The sequence below is a fragment of the Kitasatospora sp. NPDC098663 genome (assembly GCF_044760075.1).
Lineage (GTDB): Bacteria > Actinomycetota > Actinomycetes > Streptomycetales > Streptomycetaceae > Kitasatospora.
Map to the genome: position 1 here is coordinate 38,195 of NZ_JBIWAP010000029.1, position 20,355 is coordinate 58,549.

General features: G+C 72.5%; 23 protein-coding genes. 2 read left to right on the forward strand and 21 right to left on the reverse strand.

Annotation, left to right across the window (positions count from 1 at the left end):
* Positions 1 to 38: 38 nt before the first annotated feature.
* From ACIQVZ_RS27975 to ACIQVZ_RS28075, 21 genes are all read right to left on the reverse strand, one after another.
* Entirely contained in the window at positions 39 to 1,808 is a 1,770-nt protein-coding gene (locus ACIQVZ_RS27975; protein WP_402453672.1) for a type IV secretory system conjugative DNA transfer family protein, read from the reverse strand.
* A 140-nt stretch (positions 1,809 to 1,948) separates the two neighbouring features.
* Positions 1,949 to 2,338, reverse strand: a complete 390-nt coding sequence (locus ACIQVZ_RS27980) for a hypothetical protein (RefSeq protein ID WP_402453577.1) — start codon at positions 2,336 to 2,338, stop codon at positions 1,949 to 1,951.
* Between the two features lie 249 nt (positions 2,339 to 2,587).
* Positions 2,588 to 3,004 (reverse strand): hypothetical protein, encoded by a 417-nt coding sequence (locus tag ACIQVZ_RS27985; RefSeq protein ID WP_402453579.1) that lies wholly within the window; start codon positions 3,002 to 3,004, stop codon positions 2,588 to 2,590.
* Entirely contained in the window at positions 3,001 to 3,837 is an 837-nt protein-coding gene (locus ACIQVZ_RS27990) for a hypothetical protein (RefSeq protein ID WP_402453580.1), read from the reverse strand. The genes ACIQVZ_RS27985 and ACIQVZ_RS27990 overlap by 4 nt, the downstream gene beginning before the upstream one ends.
* A complete protein-coding gene (locus tag ACIQVZ_RS27995; RefSeq protein WP_402453582.1) occupies positions 3,834 to 4,514 on the reverse strand; it encodes a hypothetical protein in 681 nt (226 codons plus the stop codon). The genes ACIQVZ_RS27990 and ACIQVZ_RS27995 overlap by 4 nt, the downstream gene beginning before the upstream one ends.
* A complete protein-coding gene (locus tag ACIQVZ_RS28000; protein WP_402453584.1) occupies positions 4,511 to 4,987 on the reverse strand; it encodes a hypothetical protein in 477 nt (158 codons plus the stop codon). The genes ACIQVZ_RS27995 and ACIQVZ_RS28000 overlap by 4 nt, the downstream gene beginning before the upstream one ends.
* Positions 4,988 to 5,014: 27 nt before the next feature.
* Positions 5,015 to 5,512: a hypothetical protein gene (locus ACIQVZ_RS28005; RefSeq protein WP_402453586.1), complete on the reverse strand. Its 498-nt coding sequence runs from the start codon at positions 5,510 to 5,512 to the stop codon at positions 5,015 to 5,017.
* 14 nt (positions 5,513 to 5,526) lie between these two features.
* Entirely contained in the window at positions 5,527 to 6,504 is a 978-nt protein-coding gene (locus ACIQVZ_RS28010; RefSeq protein WP_402453587.1) for a hypothetical protein, read from the reverse strand.
* 199 nt (positions 6,505 to 6,703) lie between these two features.
* The gene (locus ACIQVZ_RS28015; protein ID WP_402453590.1) at positions 6,704 to 7,642 is read right to left on the reverse strand and encodes a hypothetical protein; all 939 of its coding nucleotides are present in this window, start codon (positions 7,640 to 7,642) and stop codon (positions 6,704 to 6,706) included.
* 44 nt (positions 7,643 to 7,686) lie between these two features.
* Positions 7,687 to 8,427, reverse strand: a complete 741-nt coding sequence (locus ACIQVZ_RS28020) for a hypothetical protein (protein ID WP_402453592.1) — start codon at positions 8,425 to 8,427, stop codon at positions 7,687 to 7,689.
* Entirely contained in the window at positions 8,424 to 8,765 is a 342-nt protein-coding gene (locus ACIQVZ_RS28025) for a hypothetical protein (protein ID WP_402453594.1), read from the reverse strand. Before ACIQVZ_RS28025 ends, ACIQVZ_RS28020 begins: the two co-directional genes overlap by 4 nt.
* A gap of 122 nt (positions 8,766 to 8,887) precedes the next feature.
* Positions 8,888 to 9,595, reverse strand: coding sequence for a hypothetical protein (locus ACIQVZ_RS28030; protein ID WP_402453596.1), 708 nt, complete (start codon positions 9,593 to 9,595; stop codon positions 8,888 to 8,890).
* Entirely contained in the window at positions 9,570 to 10,235 is a 666-nt protein-coding gene (locus tag ACIQVZ_RS28035; protein ID WP_402453599.1) for a hypothetical protein, read from the reverse strand. The genes ACIQVZ_RS28030 and ACIQVZ_RS28035 overlap by 26 nt, the downstream gene beginning before the upstream one ends.
* A 51-nt stretch (positions 10,236 to 10,286) precedes the next feature.
* Positions 10,287 to 10,739 (reverse strand): hypothetical protein, encoded by a 453-nt coding sequence (locus ACIQVZ_RS28040; RefSeq protein WP_402453601.1) that lies wholly within the window; start codon positions 10,737 to 10,739, stop codon positions 10,287 to 10,289.
* On the reverse strand, positions 10,736 to 12,322 hold the full coding sequence (locus tag ACIQVZ_RS28045) for an ATP-binding protein (protein WP_402453603.1): 1,587 nt from the start codon (positions 12,320 to 12,322) through the stop codon (positions 10,736 to 10,738). Before ACIQVZ_RS28045 ends, ACIQVZ_RS28040 begins: the two co-directional genes overlap by 4 nt.
* A 26-nt stretch (positions 12,323 to 12,348) precedes the next feature.
* Complete coding sequence (locus ACIQVZ_RS28050) at positions 12,349 to 12,780, reverse strand: DUF6238 family protein (protein WP_402453606.1); 432 nt, start codon at positions 12,778 to 12,780, stop codon at positions 12,349 to 12,351.
* Positions 12,781 to 12,797: 17 nt separating this feature from the next.
* Positions 12,798 to 14,258 (reverse strand): SCO6880 family protein, encoded by a 1,461-nt coding sequence (locus tag ACIQVZ_RS28055; RefSeq protein WP_402453675.1) that lies wholly within the window; start codon positions 14,256 to 14,258, stop codon positions 12,798 to 12,800.
* Positions 14,259 to 14,397: 139 nt separating this feature from the next.
* Positions 14,398 to 15,918 carry a conjugal transfer protein TrbL family protein gene (locus tag ACIQVZ_RS28060; protein ID WP_402453608.1) on the reverse strand — a complete coding sequence of 507 codons (1,521 nt, stop codon included), beginning with the start codon at positions 15,916 to 15,918 and terminating at the stop codon, positions 14,398 to 14,400.
* A gap of 35 nt (positions 15,919 to 15,953) precedes the next feature.
* Positions 15,954 to 16,655 carry a hypothetical protein gene (locus tag ACIQVZ_RS28065; RefSeq protein ID WP_402453610.1) on the reverse strand — a complete coding sequence of 234 codons (702 nt, stop codon included), beginning with the start codon at positions 16,653 to 16,655 and terminating at the stop codon, positions 15,954 to 15,956.
* Positions 16,656 to 16,967, reverse strand: a complete 312-nt coding sequence (locus ACIQVZ_RS28070; RefSeq protein ID WP_402453677.1) for a DUF6112 family protein — start codon at positions 16,965 to 16,967, stop codon at positions 16,656 to 16,658.
* A 95-nt stretch (positions 16,968 to 17,062) separates the two neighbouring features.
* Positions 17,063 to 18,199, reverse strand: coding sequence for a C40 family peptidase (locus ACIQVZ_RS28075; RefSeq protein ID WP_402453678.1), 1,137 nt, complete (start codon positions 18,197 to 18,199; stop codon positions 17,063 to 17,065).
* Positions 18,200 to 18,640: 441 nt separating this feature from the next.
* Here ACIQVZ_RS28075 and ACIQVZ_RS28080 point away from each other — a divergent pair, with 441 nt between their 5' ends.
* Entirely contained in the window at positions 18,641 to 19,396 is a 756-nt protein-coding gene (locus ACIQVZ_RS28080; protein WP_402453612.1) for a DNA-methyltransferase, read from the forward strand.
* Positions 19,397 to 19,538: 142 nt separating this feature from the next.
* Entirely contained in the window at positions 19,539 to 20,297 is a 759-nt protein-coding gene (locus ACIQVZ_RS28085) for a DUF317 domain-containing protein (protein WP_402453614.1), read from the forward strand.
* The last annotated feature ends 58 nt before the right edge of the window (positions 20,298 to 20,355 follow it).

Consider the following 20,355-nt stretch of genomic DNA (forward strand, 5'->3'; position numbering starts at 1 on the left):
TGCGGGCGGGAGATGGGCCGGGGACGGCGGGTGCAAGCTCATGCGGCCGCCTCCGCTTTGGCCTTGGCCCGCGCGGTGATCGCCGCGGTCTGCCGGGAGGAGGCCTTGCCGATCACGTCGGCGCCGGACTCCTTGTACCAGGGGCGCAGTTGGAGCAGGGCGGGCTTGATGCCGGTGGCGAAGAGCAGCGCCGACCCCTTCTTGAGGGCACGGATCTGGTCGGCGGGAAGGATCCGCTCCTGCCGCATCGAGACGGAGGTGGAGCGGCCGGAGTCGGAGGTGGAGTGCGAGACGGTCTCGACGTCGTGCTCGCCGACGAGCCGGCTGAGCTTGTCGGCGAAGTCGGCGTCGTCGATGCCGGATCCGACGAGCTTGATCGTGGCGGCGGACCACATGGCGTCCATGCCGACCTCGCCCCACACCCGCTGGCCCTGCCGGTAGGACTGCAGAATCGTGATCGGGATGACCCCGCGAGAGCCCAAGTGCGAGTACAGGTCCGGGAGATCGCCGATTTTGCACACGTTGGCGGCCTCGTCGAGAACGCACAACAGCGGCGGGTCGAGGCGGCCTCCGTCGCGCTCCGCCTGGATCACCGCGGTGCGCATCACCGAGTCGGCGGCGGCGGCGATCAGAGCCGAGGCGGATCCGCCGCCGTCCTTGGACAGCAGGTAGAGGGTGTCCCGGCGGGTGACGAAGTCGGCCGGCTTGAACTCGGGCAGGGTCTCGTTCGGGGTGACCCAGGCGGAGATCTTCGGATCCAGCAGGCAGGCCGCGTACTGGCGGGCGGTCTCATAGATGCCGTCGCGGGTCTCGACCGCACCGCTGACGGTCCCCTGCAACTGCGCAGCGATAGCCGTGAGTTGGTGGGCCTTGAGGATGTCGATCGGGGTGCGGTCGGCGGGCTGGGCGAGCCAGCCGAGTACGTCGGTGATCGGGCGCCCGTCGGCGCCGGCGGCCAGGAACAGTGCGGTGAGGGTGTTGGCGGCGGCGGTGGACCAGAAGTCGCCCTGCTCGCCCTCGTCGACCGAGGCGGTGACGAAGTGCTGCGCGAGGCGGCGGGCACCGGGCAGGTCCTTGGCGTCGGCCAGCGGATCCCACCACATCGCCTGCTCGGTGTGGGCGATCTGCTGCGGGTCCATCGTCCAGACCCGGCCGGCCTCGACTCGGGCGTCGTAGGTCACCGTGAACGCGTCGTTGGCCGCCTTGTTCGAGGTCAGCAGGACGGGCCCGGGTGCGCGCAGGATCGACGGGACAGCGAGGCTGGTGGTCTTGCCGCTTCGCGGCGCCATGATGGCGACTGCGACGTCCTCCCAGGAGGTGCGGACCTCTGGTCCGGTCTCGCCGAGGTTGCCGAGCAGGATGCCGGTGTCGTCGGGCTTGATCGATCCGGGCTTGGCGTCGGCCAGGCTGGGGCGCAGGCTCTTGGCCTTGGCCGTGATCTCCTTGGGCAGTAGGACGGCGAGGTCGTGGCTGGTGGCCAGGCCGTTGGCCCGCGAGCGGCGTCGCTTGAGCACCCAGCCCGCGCCCATGCCGGCCAGGAGGGCGAACAGCAGCCCGGGGACGATCCGGGCACCGACCTGTACCTGGACCGGGCCGAGGCCTGGCCACAGCTGGCCGGGGTGAAGGGCGGCGGTGACCGGCTGGTAGGGCGGCCACGGCCCGCTGCCGAAGGCGTAGTTGGTGATATTGCCGCCGACCCAGGCGAGGGAGCCGTAGGCGGCGAGGGCGAGGCCGGCACCGATCAGCGTGTAGAGGACGGCGTCGGTGCCGGGGGTGGACGAGGGGGCCTTGGGAGAGGTGGAGGGCAGGAGAGGTCCTTGCGGGAAGCCCGGTCGCGGGTGAGGGGGTGCGCGGGCGTGGAGAAGGCCGCCGGAGGCGGGCCTGGGAACGGGCGGGCGGCGGCGCGGTGCGGTCACGCGCTCGCGGCCGGAGCCGGAGAGTCGCTGGGTCAGCGGCGGGGCATACTCGGCCGGTTGGCCAAGGGCCAGGTCGGGCTGATCGTTTCCGGAGCTGCGGAGCTGACCGGTCCGTGACCGGTGCGCGAGGTTGCGGCTCGGCGCCGGCCGTTGGACAGTTCGAGGTCGGCGAGTTGGCAGGCCGCGTGCGCGAGCGAGTGGTCGCGGTGCAGCGGTGGGACGGTGCCGTCGGGGCGCATCAGCGGGGCGATGATCCGGACCTCGTGGCTGCCGGTGCGCAGCGCGACCCACCGGCAGCCGGCCGAGGGCTCGTCGGCCGGGACGATGCCGGTGGCGGCCAGGACCCGACGGGCGGTGGCCGCCCACTGGGAGTCGGTCAGCCGCGGAGCATCGGGGTGGTCGCGGATCGCACAGTGCCACACGTCGCGACTGCGCCCCGGCCGTTCATCGCGACCGGTGCTGTGAGCACGCAGCAGGGCGTTCAACTCATCGACGAGTAAGTCCAGTTCACTGGACTCAGGTGACGGCAGTGTGCTGATGGTGCGCCAGGCGCCGATGATGTGGGCCGCTTGCTGGCCCGGCAGCCGCAGCGCCTGGTGCTGGGCGGTGACGAGCAGGTCGCGGGTGCTCGCGTAGCGGGTGATGGAGGGGATCAGGGAAGGAACGTTTCTTCATCGCCCGCGGGCGGGTTGCACGGCTGCGGCCGGTGACCGCCACGGTTCGGCCGCCGGGGAGGGGATTGTGCTGGGGCGGGCTGCGGCGGAGCGGATCCGGGCCGAAGCCGCGGGCAGGACGCGGATCTGCTCCGCCGCTTCGGCGAGCTCGGCGCCGGCCTCCCACACGTCATCGGAGGCCCGGGCGACCTGCTGCCATAGGTCTGCGCTGCCGGGCTGGTCCTTGAGCCAGAGGCTCGCGCTGGCCAGTACGCCGGACAGGGTGTCCAGGGTGCCGCCGACGCGGGTGATCTCGTGGACCATGGCTGCGGTCTCGGCGGGGCTGGTGGAGCGGCGGATCTGGTCGTCGAGCTCGCGCAGGCCGTTGGTCAGCTGGCCTGCCGGAATCGTGTTCTCCTTCGGCGGGTGGTTCATCGATGGCGGCCCGGAGCGGGCACTGCCGAGGTGGGCAGGGGCGCTGAGGCGTGCGGTTTCCCCGGAACAGGCGTGATGGAGATGATCCGCGCGGCCTCGGCGCGGGGGGCGAGGTAGGAGTTGCCGGGGCGGCAGTAGTCCCACGGCCACTGGCCGCCGATCGCGTAGAGCCCGCGGTCGTCCGGCTCGACGTGCGCGCGTCCGCCCCCGCCGTCGTACTCCGCAGGCCAGGTGTAGACCAGCGATCCGTCCGGCTGGAAGGCGGCCGTGAAGCCGGCGTCGTCGCTGAGCATGTCGGAGACGATGCGCTCGGCTCCTTCGCGGGTGAACAGAGGCGCGCCGTAGGAGTCGGCATCGCCGTGGACGGCCGGGGCGAGGCCGCGCACCGGGGCGTGCTGGGACCCGTCGGGCCAGACCAGGTAGACCCGTTCGTCGCCACGGACTTCGGGGCCGTCCCACAGCCGCTGCTCGTGTGCCCGGCGCGCCATCGCCGCGTCGGCGGGACTCGGGTGGTGGGCCATCATGCGCTCGACGGTCACCATGGACGAGCCGGCGTCCTCCATGAAGTCGAAGCAGTGATCTTCGACCATGGCGATCCGGGTGCCGAAGTCGTGCAGTATGCCGGTGGCGGGCTCGGCGCGCAGGGCTTCGGACCACGTGCCGAGGTCGGTTCGGACGTCGTGGGCGAGTTCGTGGGTGAGGCGAACCAGGCCGCGGTCGGCGACGAGGGCCTGGAGGCGGGCCCGGTCGGGCCCGTCCTGCGGTGCGTCGAGGCGATCTGCGATGTCCCGCAGCCAACGGGCGTAGTCCTGGGGCGTCGTCGGGTCGGTCACACGCGCACTCTCCTTGGATCGGCTCCGAGCGAGGTAGAAGGTGGGGTCGAGCTGGTGAGGGAGGTAGGACCGGTGTGGTGTGCCGCTGAGCGTGCTCGGGCCGCGCCGACTCGGGCAGCGTGCTCAGCGCTGGGCTGCAGGTAGGCCACGGAGGCGGCGCGCGCCTGCAACGAGGTGACCGCTTCGGCGCCGTCCTCGAACCAGCTTGTGAGTTCGGCGCCTTCGCGCCAGGGGCTGTCGGCGCTTCGGGCGGAGCGCGCCGCGGCGAGGAAGAGCTCCCGGGCGGCGTCGGCAGGGTTGTACGCCCCGTGCACCATCTGGGCCGCCACCCCGACCAGTTCGTGCAGGTCGCTGATCCGGCCGACCAGGCCGGCCAGTTCGCCCAGCTTGCCGTGCAGGTCGGCGAGGACCTCCAACGCCTGCTCGCCGGCGTCGGACAGCTGGAGCTCGGGGGCGACGTCGACCTCGTAGCCGGCGCGGCGCAGGCCGCGTGCGGCTGCGCCGACCTGGGCGAGGTCGGCGAGCGGCTCCCCGGAAGGGTGCAGCGACAGCGGCTTGTCGGCTCTGCGCGGCGGAGTGAAGCCGAACCTGGTCAGCACAGCGCTGGCAGCTTGGTCGGCGTTGTTGACGGTGGCCAGGCCGAAGCTGCCGGGCACGATCCGGATCGGATCGCTCAACGCCTGGCCGCAGAGCGGTCGGTGCTGGTGACCACGACGGATGCGGGAGCCGGGGCCTGCGGCTGCGCGGACCGGGGGACGGGTCCGGCGGCCGGCGTGCTGCGCTGGGCGGCGGCGGCCCGGGGGGAGAGCTCGGCGGCTTCGGCGGGGAAGTCGAGGTCGTAGCCGCGCAGGCGGGTCGTGATCTGCTCCAGGTGCAGGCGCAGCATCACGGTGGTGGCACTGGCCTGGCCGAACTGCTCGGCCACGGCGTGGGCGGAGCCTGAGGTGCTGGCGCCGCCCGTGGCCTCGGCGGCCAGGCGCAGGGTCTCCTCGACCTCGTGGAGCAGCGGTTCGAGCAGCGCGATCGGCCGGGCGATGTCCGAGGGCAGGGTGCTGTCGGCCACGGAGTCGCCCAGGCGGCGCACCGCCCGGGCCGCGGCCCTGGAGGACTCGCCGTCGTCAGGCTGGCTGTACGTCAGTACGGTGTTCACACTCAAGTGGGCGGTGGGCCTTCCGACTTAGAACGGGTTCTCGACGACGCGGTCGGCGTCGGTGGCGGCGTCCAGCAGCTCCGGCAGGTCGCCGGGCGCGGCCTCGCGCTGGTCGACCCACCAGCCGGCCCGGTCGACGGTGCGGGCGAGGTCCTCGACCTGCCGCCACCGCTCCTCGGTGAGGTCGCCCTCGGTGACGAGGGTCTGGTACGAGGCGGTCACCAGCTGGTGGCGGCAGCGCTCGCCCCAGTCGAGGACCGACGCGGGACCCGACAGCGGCGGCATACCGTAGCGCTCGGCCCACTCGGTGGCGGCCTCCTGCTCCTCGGCGCGGCGAGCGGCGATCCAGGCGGCGCGCTCCTCGTCGCGGTTGCCGTCGCGCTGAGCGCGCCAGCAGTCCGTGCAGTCCCGGCTGGCGAGCCACCGGGCGTAGCCGGCGCGCCGGTCGGCCGGACGGGCGGACAGGTCGTGGGTGTGCTCGTGTCCGCAGGAGTGGGTGACTGCCCACTCGGTCTTGACGGGCAAAGGGTCTCCTTGGGTCAGCGTGCGTGGATGCTGTAGGCCTGGCGCGGGTCGACGGGGTGGGTAGCGGCCTCGACCGGCTGGGCGGCGGTGACGCGGCCGAGCCGCATGCTGGTGGCGGTGGCCGCCTGCGCGCGGGCGCCGAGCTCGGGCGAGACGGCCGGCCGGGTGGACTGGGCGGGGCGTGCTGCTCGGGCGGGCGAGGCGGCGGAGATCGTGGCCAGGTCGCGGCGGACGCCGCCGAGCGTGGTCTGTGCCTGGTCCAGCACGGCCGACACCTGGGCGGGGTCCAGGGCCTGCGGGTCGTCGCGCAGCTGCTGCGACAGCCCGGCCAGGATGTCCTCGATCGCGACGAGCGTCGCCTGCCGGTTGCTGAGCAGCGCGCCCATCCGGCTGTTGGTCTGGTGGCGGTCGGGAGCGGGGTGGAGCTGGATGGCGAACGGGTCGAGACCCACTGCGGGCGTGTCGGGCTTCGCCTCCTGCTTGGGCGCCGGGAACACTCGGGTGGCGAAGGGGTCCTTGGCCTCGGAGTTCTTGGCGAGTTTGGCCAGGTGGGCGCGGAACTTCTCGCCTTGGTCTTCGGGAGCGTGCTCGGGGTCGTACGCGGCGTCCGCGGCGACGGTCAGTCCGGCCGCGCGCAGGCTGGCGACGGTGTCCGTGGCCCGCTCCATGCCGCTGTTTGCCGGCTTGGTCAGCGCGTACAGGGACGGATGGCCGGGCACCCGGTAGAAGCCGGCCTTCGCCAGGAGCGGCGCGGCGGCGGGGTTGCCGGTGGTGTTGTTGGCCGTGATCCCGTGCTCGGGGTGGCCGCCGACGGCCACGTCCGCCTGGCGGGGGGCGGCCGGTGCTGACGGCACGGAGACGGGGCCGGGCGTGATGACGGCTGCGCCCTGGCCGACGGCGATCGAGGAGGGGGACGGGTGGCCCGGGTGTGCGTCGTAGTCGAACGCGGGGTCCGGGTGTACCTGGGCGCCGGTGGCACGCAGAGCCGCCACGGTCTGGCGGGCGTGGAGGATCAGGCTGTCGGTCTGTCCGGTGAAGGCCAGGTCGGTGTCGCCGGGGATCGGGGTGAATCCGTAGTCGGCCAGCAGGCGGCGCTGCTGGTAGGTCGCGTGCTCCAGGCCGGTGGCGGTGACGCCGCGGTGGGGGTGGCGGGTGATGCGGATGGCGGGGCTGTCGCTGATGCGGGCTCTCCTAGAGCGTGACGGCGGGGGCGGTGGCCAACGTGTAGGCGGCGGGGGCGGCCTGGATGATCGGGCCCGTCGGCAGGCCGCGCGCGGTGATGGCGCTGGCGGCGGTCGCGCGTGCACTGCGCACCGTCGCGATCGGTGCCTCGACGACGGTGCCGACGTCGGCCAGCGCGGCCTGGACGGCGGTCAGGTTCTCGGCCAGGGAGGTGGCCTGGACCCGGGCGATGCCCACCTGGGCACCGAGGACCTCACCCTGCTCGGGAGGGAGGCGGGAGACGAACTCCTGGGTGGAGTCGAGCAGTTCCACAAGGTTCGGCAGCGCGCCCGCCCTCGGGTCGAGGGCGGCGTCCAGGACGTCGGCCACGTCGCGGCTGTCGGTGAGGCTGCGCACGTTGACCGTCTCGGTGGCGAGGTCTTCGGCCGCCTCGGTGAGCCGGTCAGCGCTGGCAGGCGGCGTCGCCAGACCGACCGTGGCGACCTGCAGCCCCAGACCCTGGAGCACCAGGCTCGCCCGGGCCGCCGCGACCAGGGCCTGCCGCTCGCCGGCCCCGTGGGGCGGCAGGTAGATGTCGCGATCGGGTGCGCTGCCGTCGTAGCGCCAGCCGAACTGGCGCAGCACGTCGGGAACCAGGCCCTCGGTGGAGTCCGTCGAGGTCGCCGCGACGATCCCGTCCGACGCGTGGCGCGCGAACACGACGTCGGCGCCGTCCACGGGCATCGTGCGTGTTGGGGCGACGGCACTCGGCGCGTTGTCCTGGGAGAGCCAGGCCACGTGGGCGGCGCGGGCGGCGGCGTCCGGCCCGCTGAACACCCACTCCCCAGCACCGGAGCCGGGGGCGGCGCCGTTCTGCTGGAGGAGCCGATGGGCGCTGTCGGGTGCGTCGGGCCCCAGCTGGGCGGTGACGGCACCGTCCGGGCCGGGCCTGAAGGAGATGTCGGTCAAGGGGGTGCTCTCGTTGTCGAAGGAGGGAGAGGGCTGGAGGGTGGTCAGCGTCGTCGTCCTGCAGCGGTGGACGGCGGCGAAGCGCGGCCTGGCGCGGGCGGCGGGGTGGGAGCGGGGAGCCGTGAAGAGGCGGTGGCGGCGCAGGCGCGGGTGGCGTTCGGCAGCCGGAAGTCGCGCAGGATCGTCTGGCGGAAGAGGCGGCGGGCCTCGCCCGCGAAGGCCGGATTCACGTCCCCGGTGATGGACATCCGGCCGTCGGACACGGTGTGGAGCAGCTCCAGGTAGTGGTCCGGCCGGTCGCGCTCGGAGGCGATCATCCACTCGGAGCCCTCGATCGTGCGCCGCGCCTCCACCAGCAGCTCACCGGAGGCGATCTGCACGGTGGTCTCCAGCGAGTACGCGGGCTGGGGCCGGTGCAGTCGGCCGGCGGCCTCGGCGCGGGCCGCAGCCGAGGTCGCCTCGGCGTCCGGGAAGGGTGCCTGCGAGGTCAGCCAGTTGTAGTGCCGCACGACGTCGGCGGTGCGGTGCTGAGGCGCATGGCAGTTGCGCAGCCGCCAGCCGAGGTCCGCGAGCCGACGCACCGCGTTCGCCGCGTTGTCGACCCGCTCCGGCTCCGGGGTGTTCTGCGACATGTTCCAGAACCGGTACGTGTCCGACCAGTACCAGAAGCCGGTCTCGTCGAAGAGGTCCACGACATCGTGCGGGAGACTCTGTGGGGCGATGACGAACTCGCCCAGGTCGTCGTGCCAGCCGAACCGGGCCTCGGGTCGCCGGGGGCCGGTCACCGGTGCCGGGCCGGTGTGGGGCGCCCGTCCGGGGAGGTCGCGGCCGGCGGGCGCTGCTGGACCTCCGTGAGGCGCGCCGCCAGGTCGGCCTCGGCCTGGTCGCGGGCGGCTGCCGCGTCTTCCAGGATCTCCAGCTGGTCGGAGAGGTCGGCGAGCAGTTGCTCGTCGACCTGGCGCTGCCGGTCGGCGCAGATCATCAGCCGGACGCGCTCGAACGAGAGACGGGTCTCGGCCGTCACCAGGGCGCGATGGGCGTCCAGTACTCGTGCGGACTGGGCGTTCAGGCGGGCCTCGTCGGCGTTCAGCGCGGCGATGCTGGTGCCGACGGCCGCTTCCACGCGAGAGTCCAGGCGGGTGAGATGGGCAGACAAGTGGGCAACTCCAGTGCAGGGCAGAGCGAATGGGTGTGGTGCGCTGGGGCCGGGGACGACGGCACCCGGGCGAGGTGGAAGCGTCGAGGTCAGCGGACCCGGCCGGCCGTCGGCTTCGGTGTGTCGACCAGGCCGTGGGTGTCAACGGGTTCGGCGGAGCCTGCGGGTGCGGCGGAACGGATCGAACCGGAGGAGGCCCGTGCGGCGGAGGCGGCCGGGGACGGCGGCGGGAGGATGGGCAGCCGGCGGTCACGCGACCACAGACCGGCGCTGTCGCTGAAGGAGGAGGTCGGGTCGGTCCCCCAGGGAACCACCGGCCCGCGCTCGTGCTCGTAGAGCCCGATCACCTCGACGCCGTGCGGGCGGAGGACGTATGCCCAGCTCAGCTCCTCGGTCCTCTCCTCGGTGATCAGGTACTTCTGGGGCGGAGAGCCGTCGGAGGTGATGATGCGGGAGGGGTCGGACTGCTTGCTGGGTTCGTAGCCCACCAGGGCGGTGCGGATCCTCCGGGGGGCACCGTCGAGGAGGTCGCTGCCGAGTTCCTTCCACTCCAGGGCCGGGGTGTCGATCAGGTGGTGGGACAGGGCCTCGACATCACCGTCGAAGCGGTGCTGCTGTGCAGCCAGCAGCAGGGGCAGCATGTGGCTGGGGTAGCCGTCGAGGTGGCAGTAGATGCCGGTGAAGCCGGCGCCGGTGGGACGGGCGATGACCGAACGGGTGGCCAGGGGGTGCTCCAGGTGTGGCGGAGAGGCAGGAATGCGAGTGAAGTGCTCACAGGCGGGCGGCGGTTGCGGCACGCGGCTGCGGCACGGGCGACGGCGCAGCCGGATCCGGACGCGCGGTCCCGCTGGCCTGGCCAGTGCTCTCGGCGGAGCTCGTGGCGGTGGCGGCGGCCCGGCGAGCTTCCGGCACCGGGGCCGGGGTGGTCAGCGGATAGCCGAACGCGGCCACCGCCTCGTCCAGGCTGGGGTACAGGGTGATGCCGAAGAAGCTGGTGTCCTCGGTAGCGAGGATCCCGGCCATGCCGTCGGCCGGGAAGTGGACCAGCACCCGGGTGGAGCCGGCGGCCTCTCGGAGCTGGGCGTGGACCACGAGATGGCCGGTGGTGATGTCGTGGGCCACCGTGTGAAGGCGGATCGTGCCCGGGGCACGGGTCAACGAGGGCGCGTCCGGGTCGGGCTGCGTGGCCGACTGCCGCTGCTCCTGCTCGGAGTAGAGGCGAAGGACATCGTAGCCAGCCCTGTTGAGCAGGCCGTACGCGTCGGAGACGATCCGCACGACCGGAGCGTCCTTCCGGACCCGGTGCTTGCCGGTCCCGTCGTCGCGGACGAAGCCGGCCTGCTCCAGCCACTGGCGGCTTCGGCGGTCGACGGGTTGGGTGGCGACCGTGTCGAGAGCGGGGTCGATGGCGAGGGTGACGGTGGTGGATGAAGGCACGGCCCTCCGTTCAGGTCATGGGGCGGTCGAGGGGCTCGGTGGGTGCGGTGCTCACCCGCCGTTGAGTTCCTCGTAGCGCGACAGGTAGAGGTCGGGTCCGGGTCCGGGGGCGAAGTCCTCCCACTGCGAGAGGTCCTCGGTGTACTGGTCCAGCAGCCCGGCCTGGATCTTGGCGGGCAGCTGGTGGAACTCGTCGAGGCCGAACAGGAGGTTGAGGTCGAGGGGGCCGGTGGAGGCCTCGTCGATCGTCCAGTTGGCGATGACGTGGGCGGCCTGGGCCTGGACCAGGTGGGTGTACGAGGCGTCGAGGCCGGCCTGCTCGCACTCGGCGGCGGCGAGGGAGGCGAGCGCGTCGACGATGTTGACGTCGTCCTGGACCGCGAACTGGACCATCTGCACCAGGCCGGCGACGGCTTCGCGCAGCTGGTCCCGCAGGGCGCGGTCGGTCAGCCAGAAGCCGGTCTCGCGGGGCTTGAGCGGACTATCGTTGTCGGGGGTCTTCACGGAGAGTTCCTGTCGGGTAGAGTCCCGCGAACTGCTCGCGGGTCCGTGGTAAGTAACTGTGGATGAAGGCGAGTTGGTGGCTCGGCCTTCATGCGGCTGTCGGTGTCGTAGAGCCGGCGCTCGGCCGGGTGCAGCAGATGCTGAACCACGAACGACCTGCCCGCGATCTTGTAAAGGCCGCGCCCTCGGGTGAGCGCGGAGATGGCCTGGGTCTCAACTCCGGTAAGCCCCAGCAGGCTTGCTGTGGCGGCGAGCTGGTCGGCTTCCTGGCGGTAGATGATCCGCGTCGCGCAGTCGGTGAGCAGTCCCTCCGCCAGGGCCCGTCCGCGCGAGCCCGCGTCGCCGGCCGACAGCAGGTCGGACAGGCGGTGGATCACCAGGAGATTGGCGATGCCGAGGCCGCGCGACAACTTCCACTGCTGCTGCATGCGCTCCAGCAGCGGCAGGTGGCGCATGAGCCGCCACGCCTCGTCGTACACGACCCAGCGCCTTCCGCCGCCGGGGTCGGACAAGGCCGCCTCCATCCAGGCGGAGGCGCAGGTCATTGCCAGGATCAGGCCGGTGTCGTCGCCGGCCGCGCCGAGCTGGGACAGGTCGATGTTCAGCATCGGTGCGCGGGCGTCGAACTCCACTGTGCTCGGCGCATCGAATATGCCAGCCAAGTCGCCCTGGACGAGGCGCCGCAGCGCGTGGGCGAGGTCCTCGGCAGCGACGCCGAGACGGCGGGCAGGATCGCCGAGGGCGTCGTCCAGGCGCCGGGCGTTGCCGAGCATCGCGGCGATGTCGCCCAGCAGCGGGACGCGGCCGGCGCGTTCGGCGTCAGCCACGACCTCGTCCAGCGCGACGTCCAGCGCGGTGTGCTCCATCGGCGCCAGATCGCGGTGCAGCACCGTGCGGGCGAGCGCGCCCAGCAGCAGCAGGCGCCGCTTGCGGACCTCGCTCGCCCAGTCGGCGGCGACCACGCCGGCCGGGGCAACAGGGGCGTCCAGCGGGTTGAGCCTGCCGCTCATCCCGGGGCCCAGGGCAATGGTGCGCCCGCCGAGCGCCTCGGACACCGCGCTCCACTCGCCCTTCGGATCACACGGGATGTAGACCTTGTAGCCGTGCGCGATGCTGCGCAGGGCAAGGGACTTGGCCAGTGCGCTCTTGCCCATGCCGATCACGCCGGCGAGCAGGACGTTAGGATTTGTAAAACCTTCAACTTTTCCGTACAAGCTGAACGGATCGAAGGAGAAGCCGGCTTCGGCGTGGACGTCGCGGCCGATGTAGACCCCGCCCGCGCCGAGACCGCCTTCGGCGAGGAAGGGGAACGCTCCGGCGGCGACGGCGGTCGTCATGCGGTGCGGCGGGAGCTTGAGCTTGCCGCCGCGGGCGGAGGCGGGGCCGGGGCGGCCGGCGGCGGGGTAGACGGGGCGGGCGTCGAGCTCGTCGATGGCGGTGGTGTCGCGGAGGCGGGGCTGGTCGGCGAGTCGGGCCTCGCGCCGGGCGGCGGCGAGGTCGCGGCGGGCCTGGCGGGCCTCGTCGCGCTTGCGGCGGGCGGGGGTGAACAGCGCGCTGGCGCTGGTGCTGGTGCGTATGCGCAAGGGTGGGGTTCTCCTGGCCCGGCCGGTCAGTGGTGGATCATGCCGGTGGTGGGGGCGTGCAGATCGGTGGGCGTGGTGACGTTCCGCACCCGCTTGGCGGCCTTGAGGTGGCGCTGGCAGATCGTCAGGTCCGGCGCACCCTCCGGCAGGCGGAGCGCACAGGCCTCGCGGGTGGGCGCTCGCCCGTCGGCGCGCGGGGCGGTGTGGTAGGCGAAGTGGAGGTGCTCGGCGGACTGCCACAGGCGGATGCGGGTGTTGTGGAGGTGGTCGCCCGCGGCGGCCGTGTGGGCGCGGGTGCGGGCGGTTGCCTGGTCGACCAGCCGCTGCAGCGCGACGACGTGCTCGTGGAGGGCGTCGAGTTCGTCGCGGGACACGGGCTGATCGCTCGTCAACTCGGTGTCGCGGTGGCAGGCGAGGGCGGAGGTGGCGAACCTGATCAGGTTCGACTCGTTGTGCATGGGGTGCCCTTCGGCGGTCAGAGTCGGGCCAGCGGGAGGGCGGCGCAGGTGAAGGCCTCGGCCTGCTGGAGCGTGAGGCGGCGCAGGTCGATCAGGGCGGCGACGGCGGCGGTCTCGACCTGGGCGCAGGCGGCGCTGAGCTGGTCGGAGTCGTCGGCGCTGACGACGAGCAGGCCGGTCATCGCGACGTCGGCGTGGCCGGCGATCAGCTGCAGTTCGCGCGCCTTGACGTCCTGGTACTCGACCGTGTCGGCCTCGCTGTCGACTTGGCCGCGGCGTACGCGCTCGGCGGCGTCGGCGATGATCGTGGCTTTCTTGCGCTGGACGTCCTTGAGCGCGGCGTCCAGGCCCTGCGGGGTGTAGAGCAGGGACAGGGTGCGGCGCACACCCGAGGAGTACAGCAGCTGGTGGAGAAACCCGGCCGAGGCTTCGGTGCGGGGCCACTGCTCGATCCAGAAGACGGCGTGGTGCGCGGAGTCGGTGCGGACCTTGTCCGGCTCCTCGACCAGAACGACGGGCCCGGCGGCGGCGACGTCGGCCTCGGGGCGGCCGGAGTCGGACCAGCGCTCCAGAGCGCCGAGGACGGCGGGGTCGTAGGCGGTGCGGACGGTGGCGGCGATCTCGCCTGCGGTCAGCCAGCCGCCCGGTGTCAGCCCCGCGCCGCGTACGGATGTATCGAGGGACGCGGTGAGCTGGGACAGGACGGCGAAGGCCCCGGTCAGCCCGCCGCCGGCCTGGTTGATCAGCCGCCGGGCGGCGCGCAGGTCCAGCGCGAGGGAGATGTAGGCCTCGTGCGGGGCGGCGCTGGGTCCTGCTGCGGCGAGCAGGTCCTCGTAGATCGGACCGGCCACCGGGGTGGAGGGCTGCCCGTGCTCCAGCCAGTACCGCTGCAGGGCGTCGCCGCTGTCCGGGACGGTGCGCTCCATCACCTGGATGCGGGCGATCTGGCCCGAGCGCGACAGCGCGGCCAGCGCCCTGCCCCAGCCGGCCACATTGCCGGCCTGGGTCGAAGGGTCGAGCAGCGCGAACGCCCTGGAGGAGACGCGGGTGACGGCGGTCAGCGTGGCCTGCTGCTGGTCGTGGACCGCGCCGAGTCGCCCGTCCGGGCTCGTGACGGCGCGCAGCGAGGCGGCGGTGCCAGGCAGGTGGAGCAGACCCTCGACGCGGGGGCGGGCCGAGGGACGGGCCAGCCAGACCAGCTGGCCGCGGGTGCGGCGCAGCCAGTAGCGCGTGGCGATGGGGGCCCAGTCGGCGAGCGACCGGCCGCGTATTCGCACGACGACCACGAAGGCCATCAGCGCCCACAAGGGGGTGAGGAGGACGGCGCCGACGATGCCGAGCGTCATCAGGACGGCCAGCAGGACCGCTGCGCCGATGGCGGTGAGGACCAGTTGCGGCAGGGAGAGGCCAAGGAGGATGCCCCGGCGGGACCTGGAGGGGAATTTGACGGTGGTGGGGGTCTGGCTGGGCGTGCTCAGGACGAGGTGCTCTCTGGTGCGGGGGCGGGAGGCCAGCCCCAGCCCCCCCGGCAAGAAGCCTGCCGGGAGGGCGCAGAATCGTTTCTGCTGGCGGGGTGGAGTGGGCGGGCGCGGCACCGGCGGGCGGCCGGACGGGACGTCAGGCGGACGGCGGACCCTGGGGGAAGACGAACCGGGTCCCGGTGCCGGAGGCGGCCGGGCCGGTGGGCGGGGAGATCACCGGATCGAAGGCCGAAGAGCCGGTGCCGCCCGAGGGCGCGGGTGCGGAGGCGGCCTGCGGGCCTGCGGTGGCTCCGGCCGGTGCGGGGGAGGAGGCGCCCGGTGTGGACAGGCCGGCAGCGCCTGCCGCTACATGCGCGGCTGCCGAAGGACTCGGCGCGCCGGACGCGGCGGGGGCTGGCGAGCCGCCGCCGGAGCCCGGGGCGGCGTCGGCACCGGAGGGACGGGTGACCAGCGCGCGACCCTGGTCGCCGTCGCTGCGGTCGGTGTTGGGCCGGGAAACGAGCGGGACACCGCCGTCACCGTCACCGGAGCGCTGCTGGCCGTACTGGAACGAGGTGGGTGTGGCCTTGGAGAGCGTGTCGGTGCTCGGGCCCTCCGGCCCGCCGCCGCCCTGGCCGCCCCCGCCGCCTCCGGCGGACTGCATGCCGGGGACCTCGGAGGGGCCCGCGGGGCTGCTGCCGGCCGTCCCGGCACCGGCCGCAGCCCCGCCGGAGCCTGCGGTCATCGCCATCTGGCCGCCCTTCTTGGCGGCGCCACCGGCGGTCTGCAGGCCGGCGGCTGCCGACTGGTGCAGGCCGGCGGACTGGCCGTCGCCCGCCCAGTGGACGAACTTGTAGATCATGAACGGGCACAACAGGACCAAGGCCATCACGACGAGGCCGGCGATGATGTCCGACAGTGCCTGGATGCCGTCCTTGGTTTCGCTGTTGCCGATCGCGGAGACGCCCACCAGCATGATGATCGTCATCACGAGCTTGGAGAACACGATCGTCGCGGTGGCCTCGGTCCAGCGCTTGCGCCAGTCGCGGGTGGGCTCCCACGGGCCGCCGGCGGCGGCGAACGGCGCCAGGATCACGAGGATCAGGATGCTGACCTTGCGGAAGATCATCATCCCCCAGTAGAGGATCGCGCCGACGGCGCAGCCGAGCGCGACCAGGGCGGGGACGGCCCAGCCCAGCGGGGAGACGATCGGGATCATCGACACCCGCACGACGCGGCGAACCGCGTCGTCCATGCTGGAGTTGGCGATGGTGAACAGGCCGCGGGAGAGCCCGTCGACAACGGCCAGGGCGACGCCGGTGAAGCTCACCGCTGTGACGGCGAACAGGGTGCTGCTGATGGTGGCGGTCACGGCCTGGCCCAGTGCTTGCCCGTCCCGGCGCCAGGCCGCCCGTAGTAGTTGGAACATGAAGGTCATCACGAGCATGACCAGCGCGATGGGCAGGATGAGCGCGTAGTTGTGGCGGAACCAGTCGGCGCCGAGGTCGACACTGGTGGTCTTGTCTACGGCGCGGCTGGCCAGGTCGACGGCCGATTTTGCGAGATCGCCGCACGACTTCGCGATCCACTTGCCGATCGAGTCCGTGATGCTGTCGGACACGCCGCCGACGACGAAGTCGCAGAGGAGCCCCGAACCCGGAAAATCACAGAAACCCATGGTCTTCTCCTCAAGTAAGAGACGGGTAAGGGGTGTTAGGGGTAGACAGTGGGGGCGATGGCCGCGAGTGCGCAGTCGCTGTTAGGCCGGCACTGGACGGCCAGGGTGATCGCGCGGTCCTCGGCGCCCCGGCTGCCGCCGTCCCAGGTGACGGTGACCTTGGCGGTGGCGGTGACGGCGTAGAGGTAGGCCTGGGTGAGGGCGGCCGGGTTCTGCTGGATCGCCTTGGTGTAGGCGTCGGGCACGTGGGCGGCGACGTCGCCAGTCGCGGAGGTCTGGCCTGTGTCGCGCAGCCGCGACCACAGCACCGGGTCGGGGACCTGGCCGGCGACGGAGTCGGCGTCGGCGTACTGGGCCTCCGGGGTGAGCCACAGCCGCAGGCCGGACACGAAGTCGGGCTGGGTGACCTTGCGCGCGTCGTAGGTCCACAGGGCCTGGGCGAACGCGGCGGCGTAGTCGGTCGGGCTGCTGGTGTGCGGGGGGAGGGCGACGGCGCCACTGGACGGTGTGGCGGGAGCGCCGGTGTTGCTGCCGGAAGCGGGAGTGGAGCGGGCCGGGGCGGTGGCACGAGGGGAATCGCTGGGCCGGGGGGCGGGGCGGGGCGTGTGGCCGCCGCCCGCCAGCCGGGCGAGGAGCCCGGCCAGCAGTCCGGCGACCAGCAGCACGCCCAGCCCGATCAGCAGCCTGCGGCGAAGGGTCGAATCACCGCCGTGGACAGGGGACTTGGGCTGCGCCACTTACTTGACCTGCGTCCCGAGGGCGGAGAAGAACGCCACCAATCCGTTGGCCGCGCCCAGGAGCAGGGCGACACCCGCGGCCACCATCGCGCCCTGCTTGCCCTTGGCCTCGGCGCCGTGGCTGCCGGTGTGATGGCCCCAGGCCCACACGACGCCGGCCACGCACAGCGCGCCGACCGTCGCGACGACCGCGAACAAGTTGATGGAGGAGACGACCTGCTTGAGGACGCTCAGGCCAGGGAGGCCGCCCTCGGCCGGCTGGACACCCGGGTCGAAAGCGAGGGTGGTTGCCGCCTGGGCGGCGAGGAGCAAGGACAAACGTTTCTCCAAAGGGGAGGAAGAGGGCATACCGGGTCGCGGGTCGGCGCTGCGCCGGCATGGGAAGAAAAGAGAGGGGAGGGTGGGGCTCAGGGGGCCACGCGGCGGATCGCGATCACGCCGCCCTTCCAGGAGCTGTAGGACGCGACGCGCACCACATCACCGGTGTGCGGGGCGTGCACGACGAGGCCTGAGCCGATGTACATGCCCACGTGCTCGGGCCCAGAGGAGCCCGGCTCGGTGAACAGCAGGTCACCGGGCCGAAGTTGGTCGGCGGAGACGGCGCTGCCCTGCTTCACCTGGTCGTAGGTGGTGCGCTCCAGCGAGATCCCGCCGGCTTTGTAAGATTGCTGCATCAGGCTGCTGCAGTCGCAGCGTCCCATCGGATCGGGCCCGTGGGAGTTCGTGCAGTAGCCGCCCCACTGGTAGGGCGTGTTGAGCTGACCGAGCGCCCAGCGGATCGCCGACTGTGCGGCCGGGGAGGCGTCGCTGGGAATCGTGTAGCCGGCCGGCAGCACGCCTGGGGGGATGATGCCCCAGTCGGTGGTGGTTCCCGGCGGCGTGCACGAGCTCGGCGAGGCGCTGGGAGCCGGTGTCGTGCCGACCGTCGGTGCCTTGAGTGCCGAGCCGATCGCCTGCTGCAGGGCGGTCGCCAGCGGTTCCCACTGCGCGTACGCATCGGGATAGCCGCTCTTTTGGACCTTCTGCGCCGCGACGGTGACCGGCAGGTCCTGCCACCCGGACACCGCGACCAGCGCCTTGTAGAACGCGGTGGACGCGAACACCGGGTCCTGCAGTTGTGCAGCGGTGCCCCAGCCCATCGACGGCCGTTGCTGGAACAGGCCGACGGAGTCGCGGTCACCGCCCGCGAGGTTCTGCAGCCGTGACTCCTGCATCGCGGTGGCCAGCGCGACCACCTGTCCGCGCGGCGGTACCTGGAGGGCGATGCCGGTGGCGATGATCGTCTGGGCCATCGGGATCTGCACGGTCGGCAGTTCGAGCCCGGCGACGGGGACGGTCGGTCCCGCCGCGCCGCCCAGGATCAGCTTGACGGCGGCCTGGATGGCGGCGGTGTCCACAGGCTGTGGATTGTTCCCGGCGCAGGCTCCGCTGCCGGTCCCGGTGTCCCACTTGCCGTCCTTCTGGGAGGCCATGGCGAGCGGCAGGATCAAGACGAAAGGGGTCAGGAGAATAGCGGCGCCGAGGCCGGCGCCCGCCTTCTTCACATCGCCCGCCGCAGGTGCGCCTTTCGGCTCGCGCCCGGCAGGGATTCGGAAAGCGTGAGCAGATGAAGTCCCGGCAAGGGAATCTCCGATCATTGGGGTGCGCGACCGGGGCGCAGAAAGGCGCTCCGGTGCGTCGGCGAGAAGAGGAAGTCGCGGCGGTCCGGCTATTTCGGCGAGAGCATCGGCTTTCTTCCGGCCAGGTCATGGTGCTTGCGGCGACGTCTTCGAACCTATGGACGCGGATATCTCCAGTGCAAGGACTTCGCGAATATTCGCGAAAATTGCCGAAGTCCTTGCGTGGGAGATATCTCCACTCCTATGTTCGGTGGAGGCCCGGCAGCAACCTTCGCTGCGGGGCCTTTCTATGCGCCTGGCCCCAACGCGGAATCGCCCCCGCTCTGGGCTCTCGCGCGGCGCCGTTATCCCGACACGAGGACACATTTGACGACCAACTACACCCTGTACCGGGGCGATGCCCTGACCCGCCTGAGCGAGCTGCCGAGCGGCACGGTCGACTGCGTCATCTGCGACCCGCCGTACAACTCGGGCGGGCGCACGACCCAGGAACGGGTCGGGCGCAGTGCCAAAGCCAAGTACACGACCGCAGGCTCGAAGAACCAGCTGGCCGACTTTCCCGGCGAGAACAAGGACCAGCGCTCGTACGGGTTCTGGCTCTCCCAGCTGCTCGCCGAGGCGCACCGGCTGACCGTGGACGGCGGCACCGCCGCAGTCTTCACGGACTGGAGGCAACTGCCCATCACGAGCGACGCGCTGCAGGCCGGCGGTTGGACCTGGCGAGGTATCGTGCCCTGGCACAAGCCCGCCGCACGCCCTCAGCGCGGGCGGTTCACCCAGAACGCGGAGTTCGTCGTCTGGGGCTCCAAGGGCGCGATGGACGGCGACCGCAACCCCGTCTACCTCAAGGGCCTGCTGGAGGGCAGCCAGCCGTCAGGCGCCAAGCGCCAGCACATCACGCAGAAGCCGGTCAGCGTGATGCGCGACCTGGTGCAGATCTGCCCGCCGGGCGGCCTCGTCCTGGACTTCACCGCCGGCTCCGGCTCGACCGGCGTCGCCGCCCTCCTCGAAGGCCGGTCCTTCCTCGGCATCGAGCTGACCGACCATTACGCCGACATCGCCGAGCAGCGCCTCGCCGAAGCCCAGCGCGCCGCGGAGGAGGCTGACCAGGCCCCGGCCTAGCCGCCGCAGCGCCCGATCCCGACACAGGAGACCTTCCCTGCCCAGCACTTGCCCCACCCCGTGCCGTCCCGAGCGCGACCGTCCGCACACGGATCCCTGCTTCGACGGTTGGAGCCTGCACCACCTGCCCGACGACGGCGAGGTGCTCGTCTCCCCCTGCCACCGTGTACGGCTGTACGAGCCCGCGACCATCGGCTGGGAGCACCCGTCGGTGACCATGGCTGCCTACGACACCCCGGCCGGCGCGGTCCGCTGGCAGGCGCGGTTCGACCTCGCCGTACCGGACGAGGTCATCAGCGAGCTCCTGCGCGCCGTCGCGCACGACCTTAGCCGGAGCGACCGCCACGACCAGCAGCGCGTACTCCGGGGCCCGGCTCTGGCGGACCCTGCCGAGATCCTCGACAACGCCCCCTGCCCCGGTGCCCAGACCGGCTGGTGCGGGTGTACGGCCGCCTTCTCCCTCGACCTCGACGGCGGTACCTGGCACCCGCAGTGGACCCTTCGCGGCCAGGACGCGGCCGGCCGGCGCTGGCGCGCCTGGTTCGACCAGGCGACACCCGCCCACCTGATCGCCGCCGCCTGCCACCCGCTGACCCCGCGGACCTGCGCCTACGCCGAGAAGCCGGCCCCCGCAGGGAACCCCCGCCCCGCTCACCACGGCCACGACCGGAACCCCGCGGCGGGCACCTGCCGACCGGTCCCTCGGCGCACGACCGCCCTGGAGGGAGCCCCGCTCGACACCCTCCTGGCCGTCGCCCGCGAGGTCGTCCTGGAGAACGGCCGGATCGGCGAGCGCTCCATCGCCGCTGGCGTGCGCGCCCGCGGCATCGGCATCGGCACCGAGCGGGCCCAGAAGATCGCCGCACGCCTGCACGCCGAACGCGCCGCCAGCCTGCTCTGACCCACCCACCCGGCGGCCCTGGAGAAACTCCGGGGCCGCCCTCCACCCGCCGGAGCAC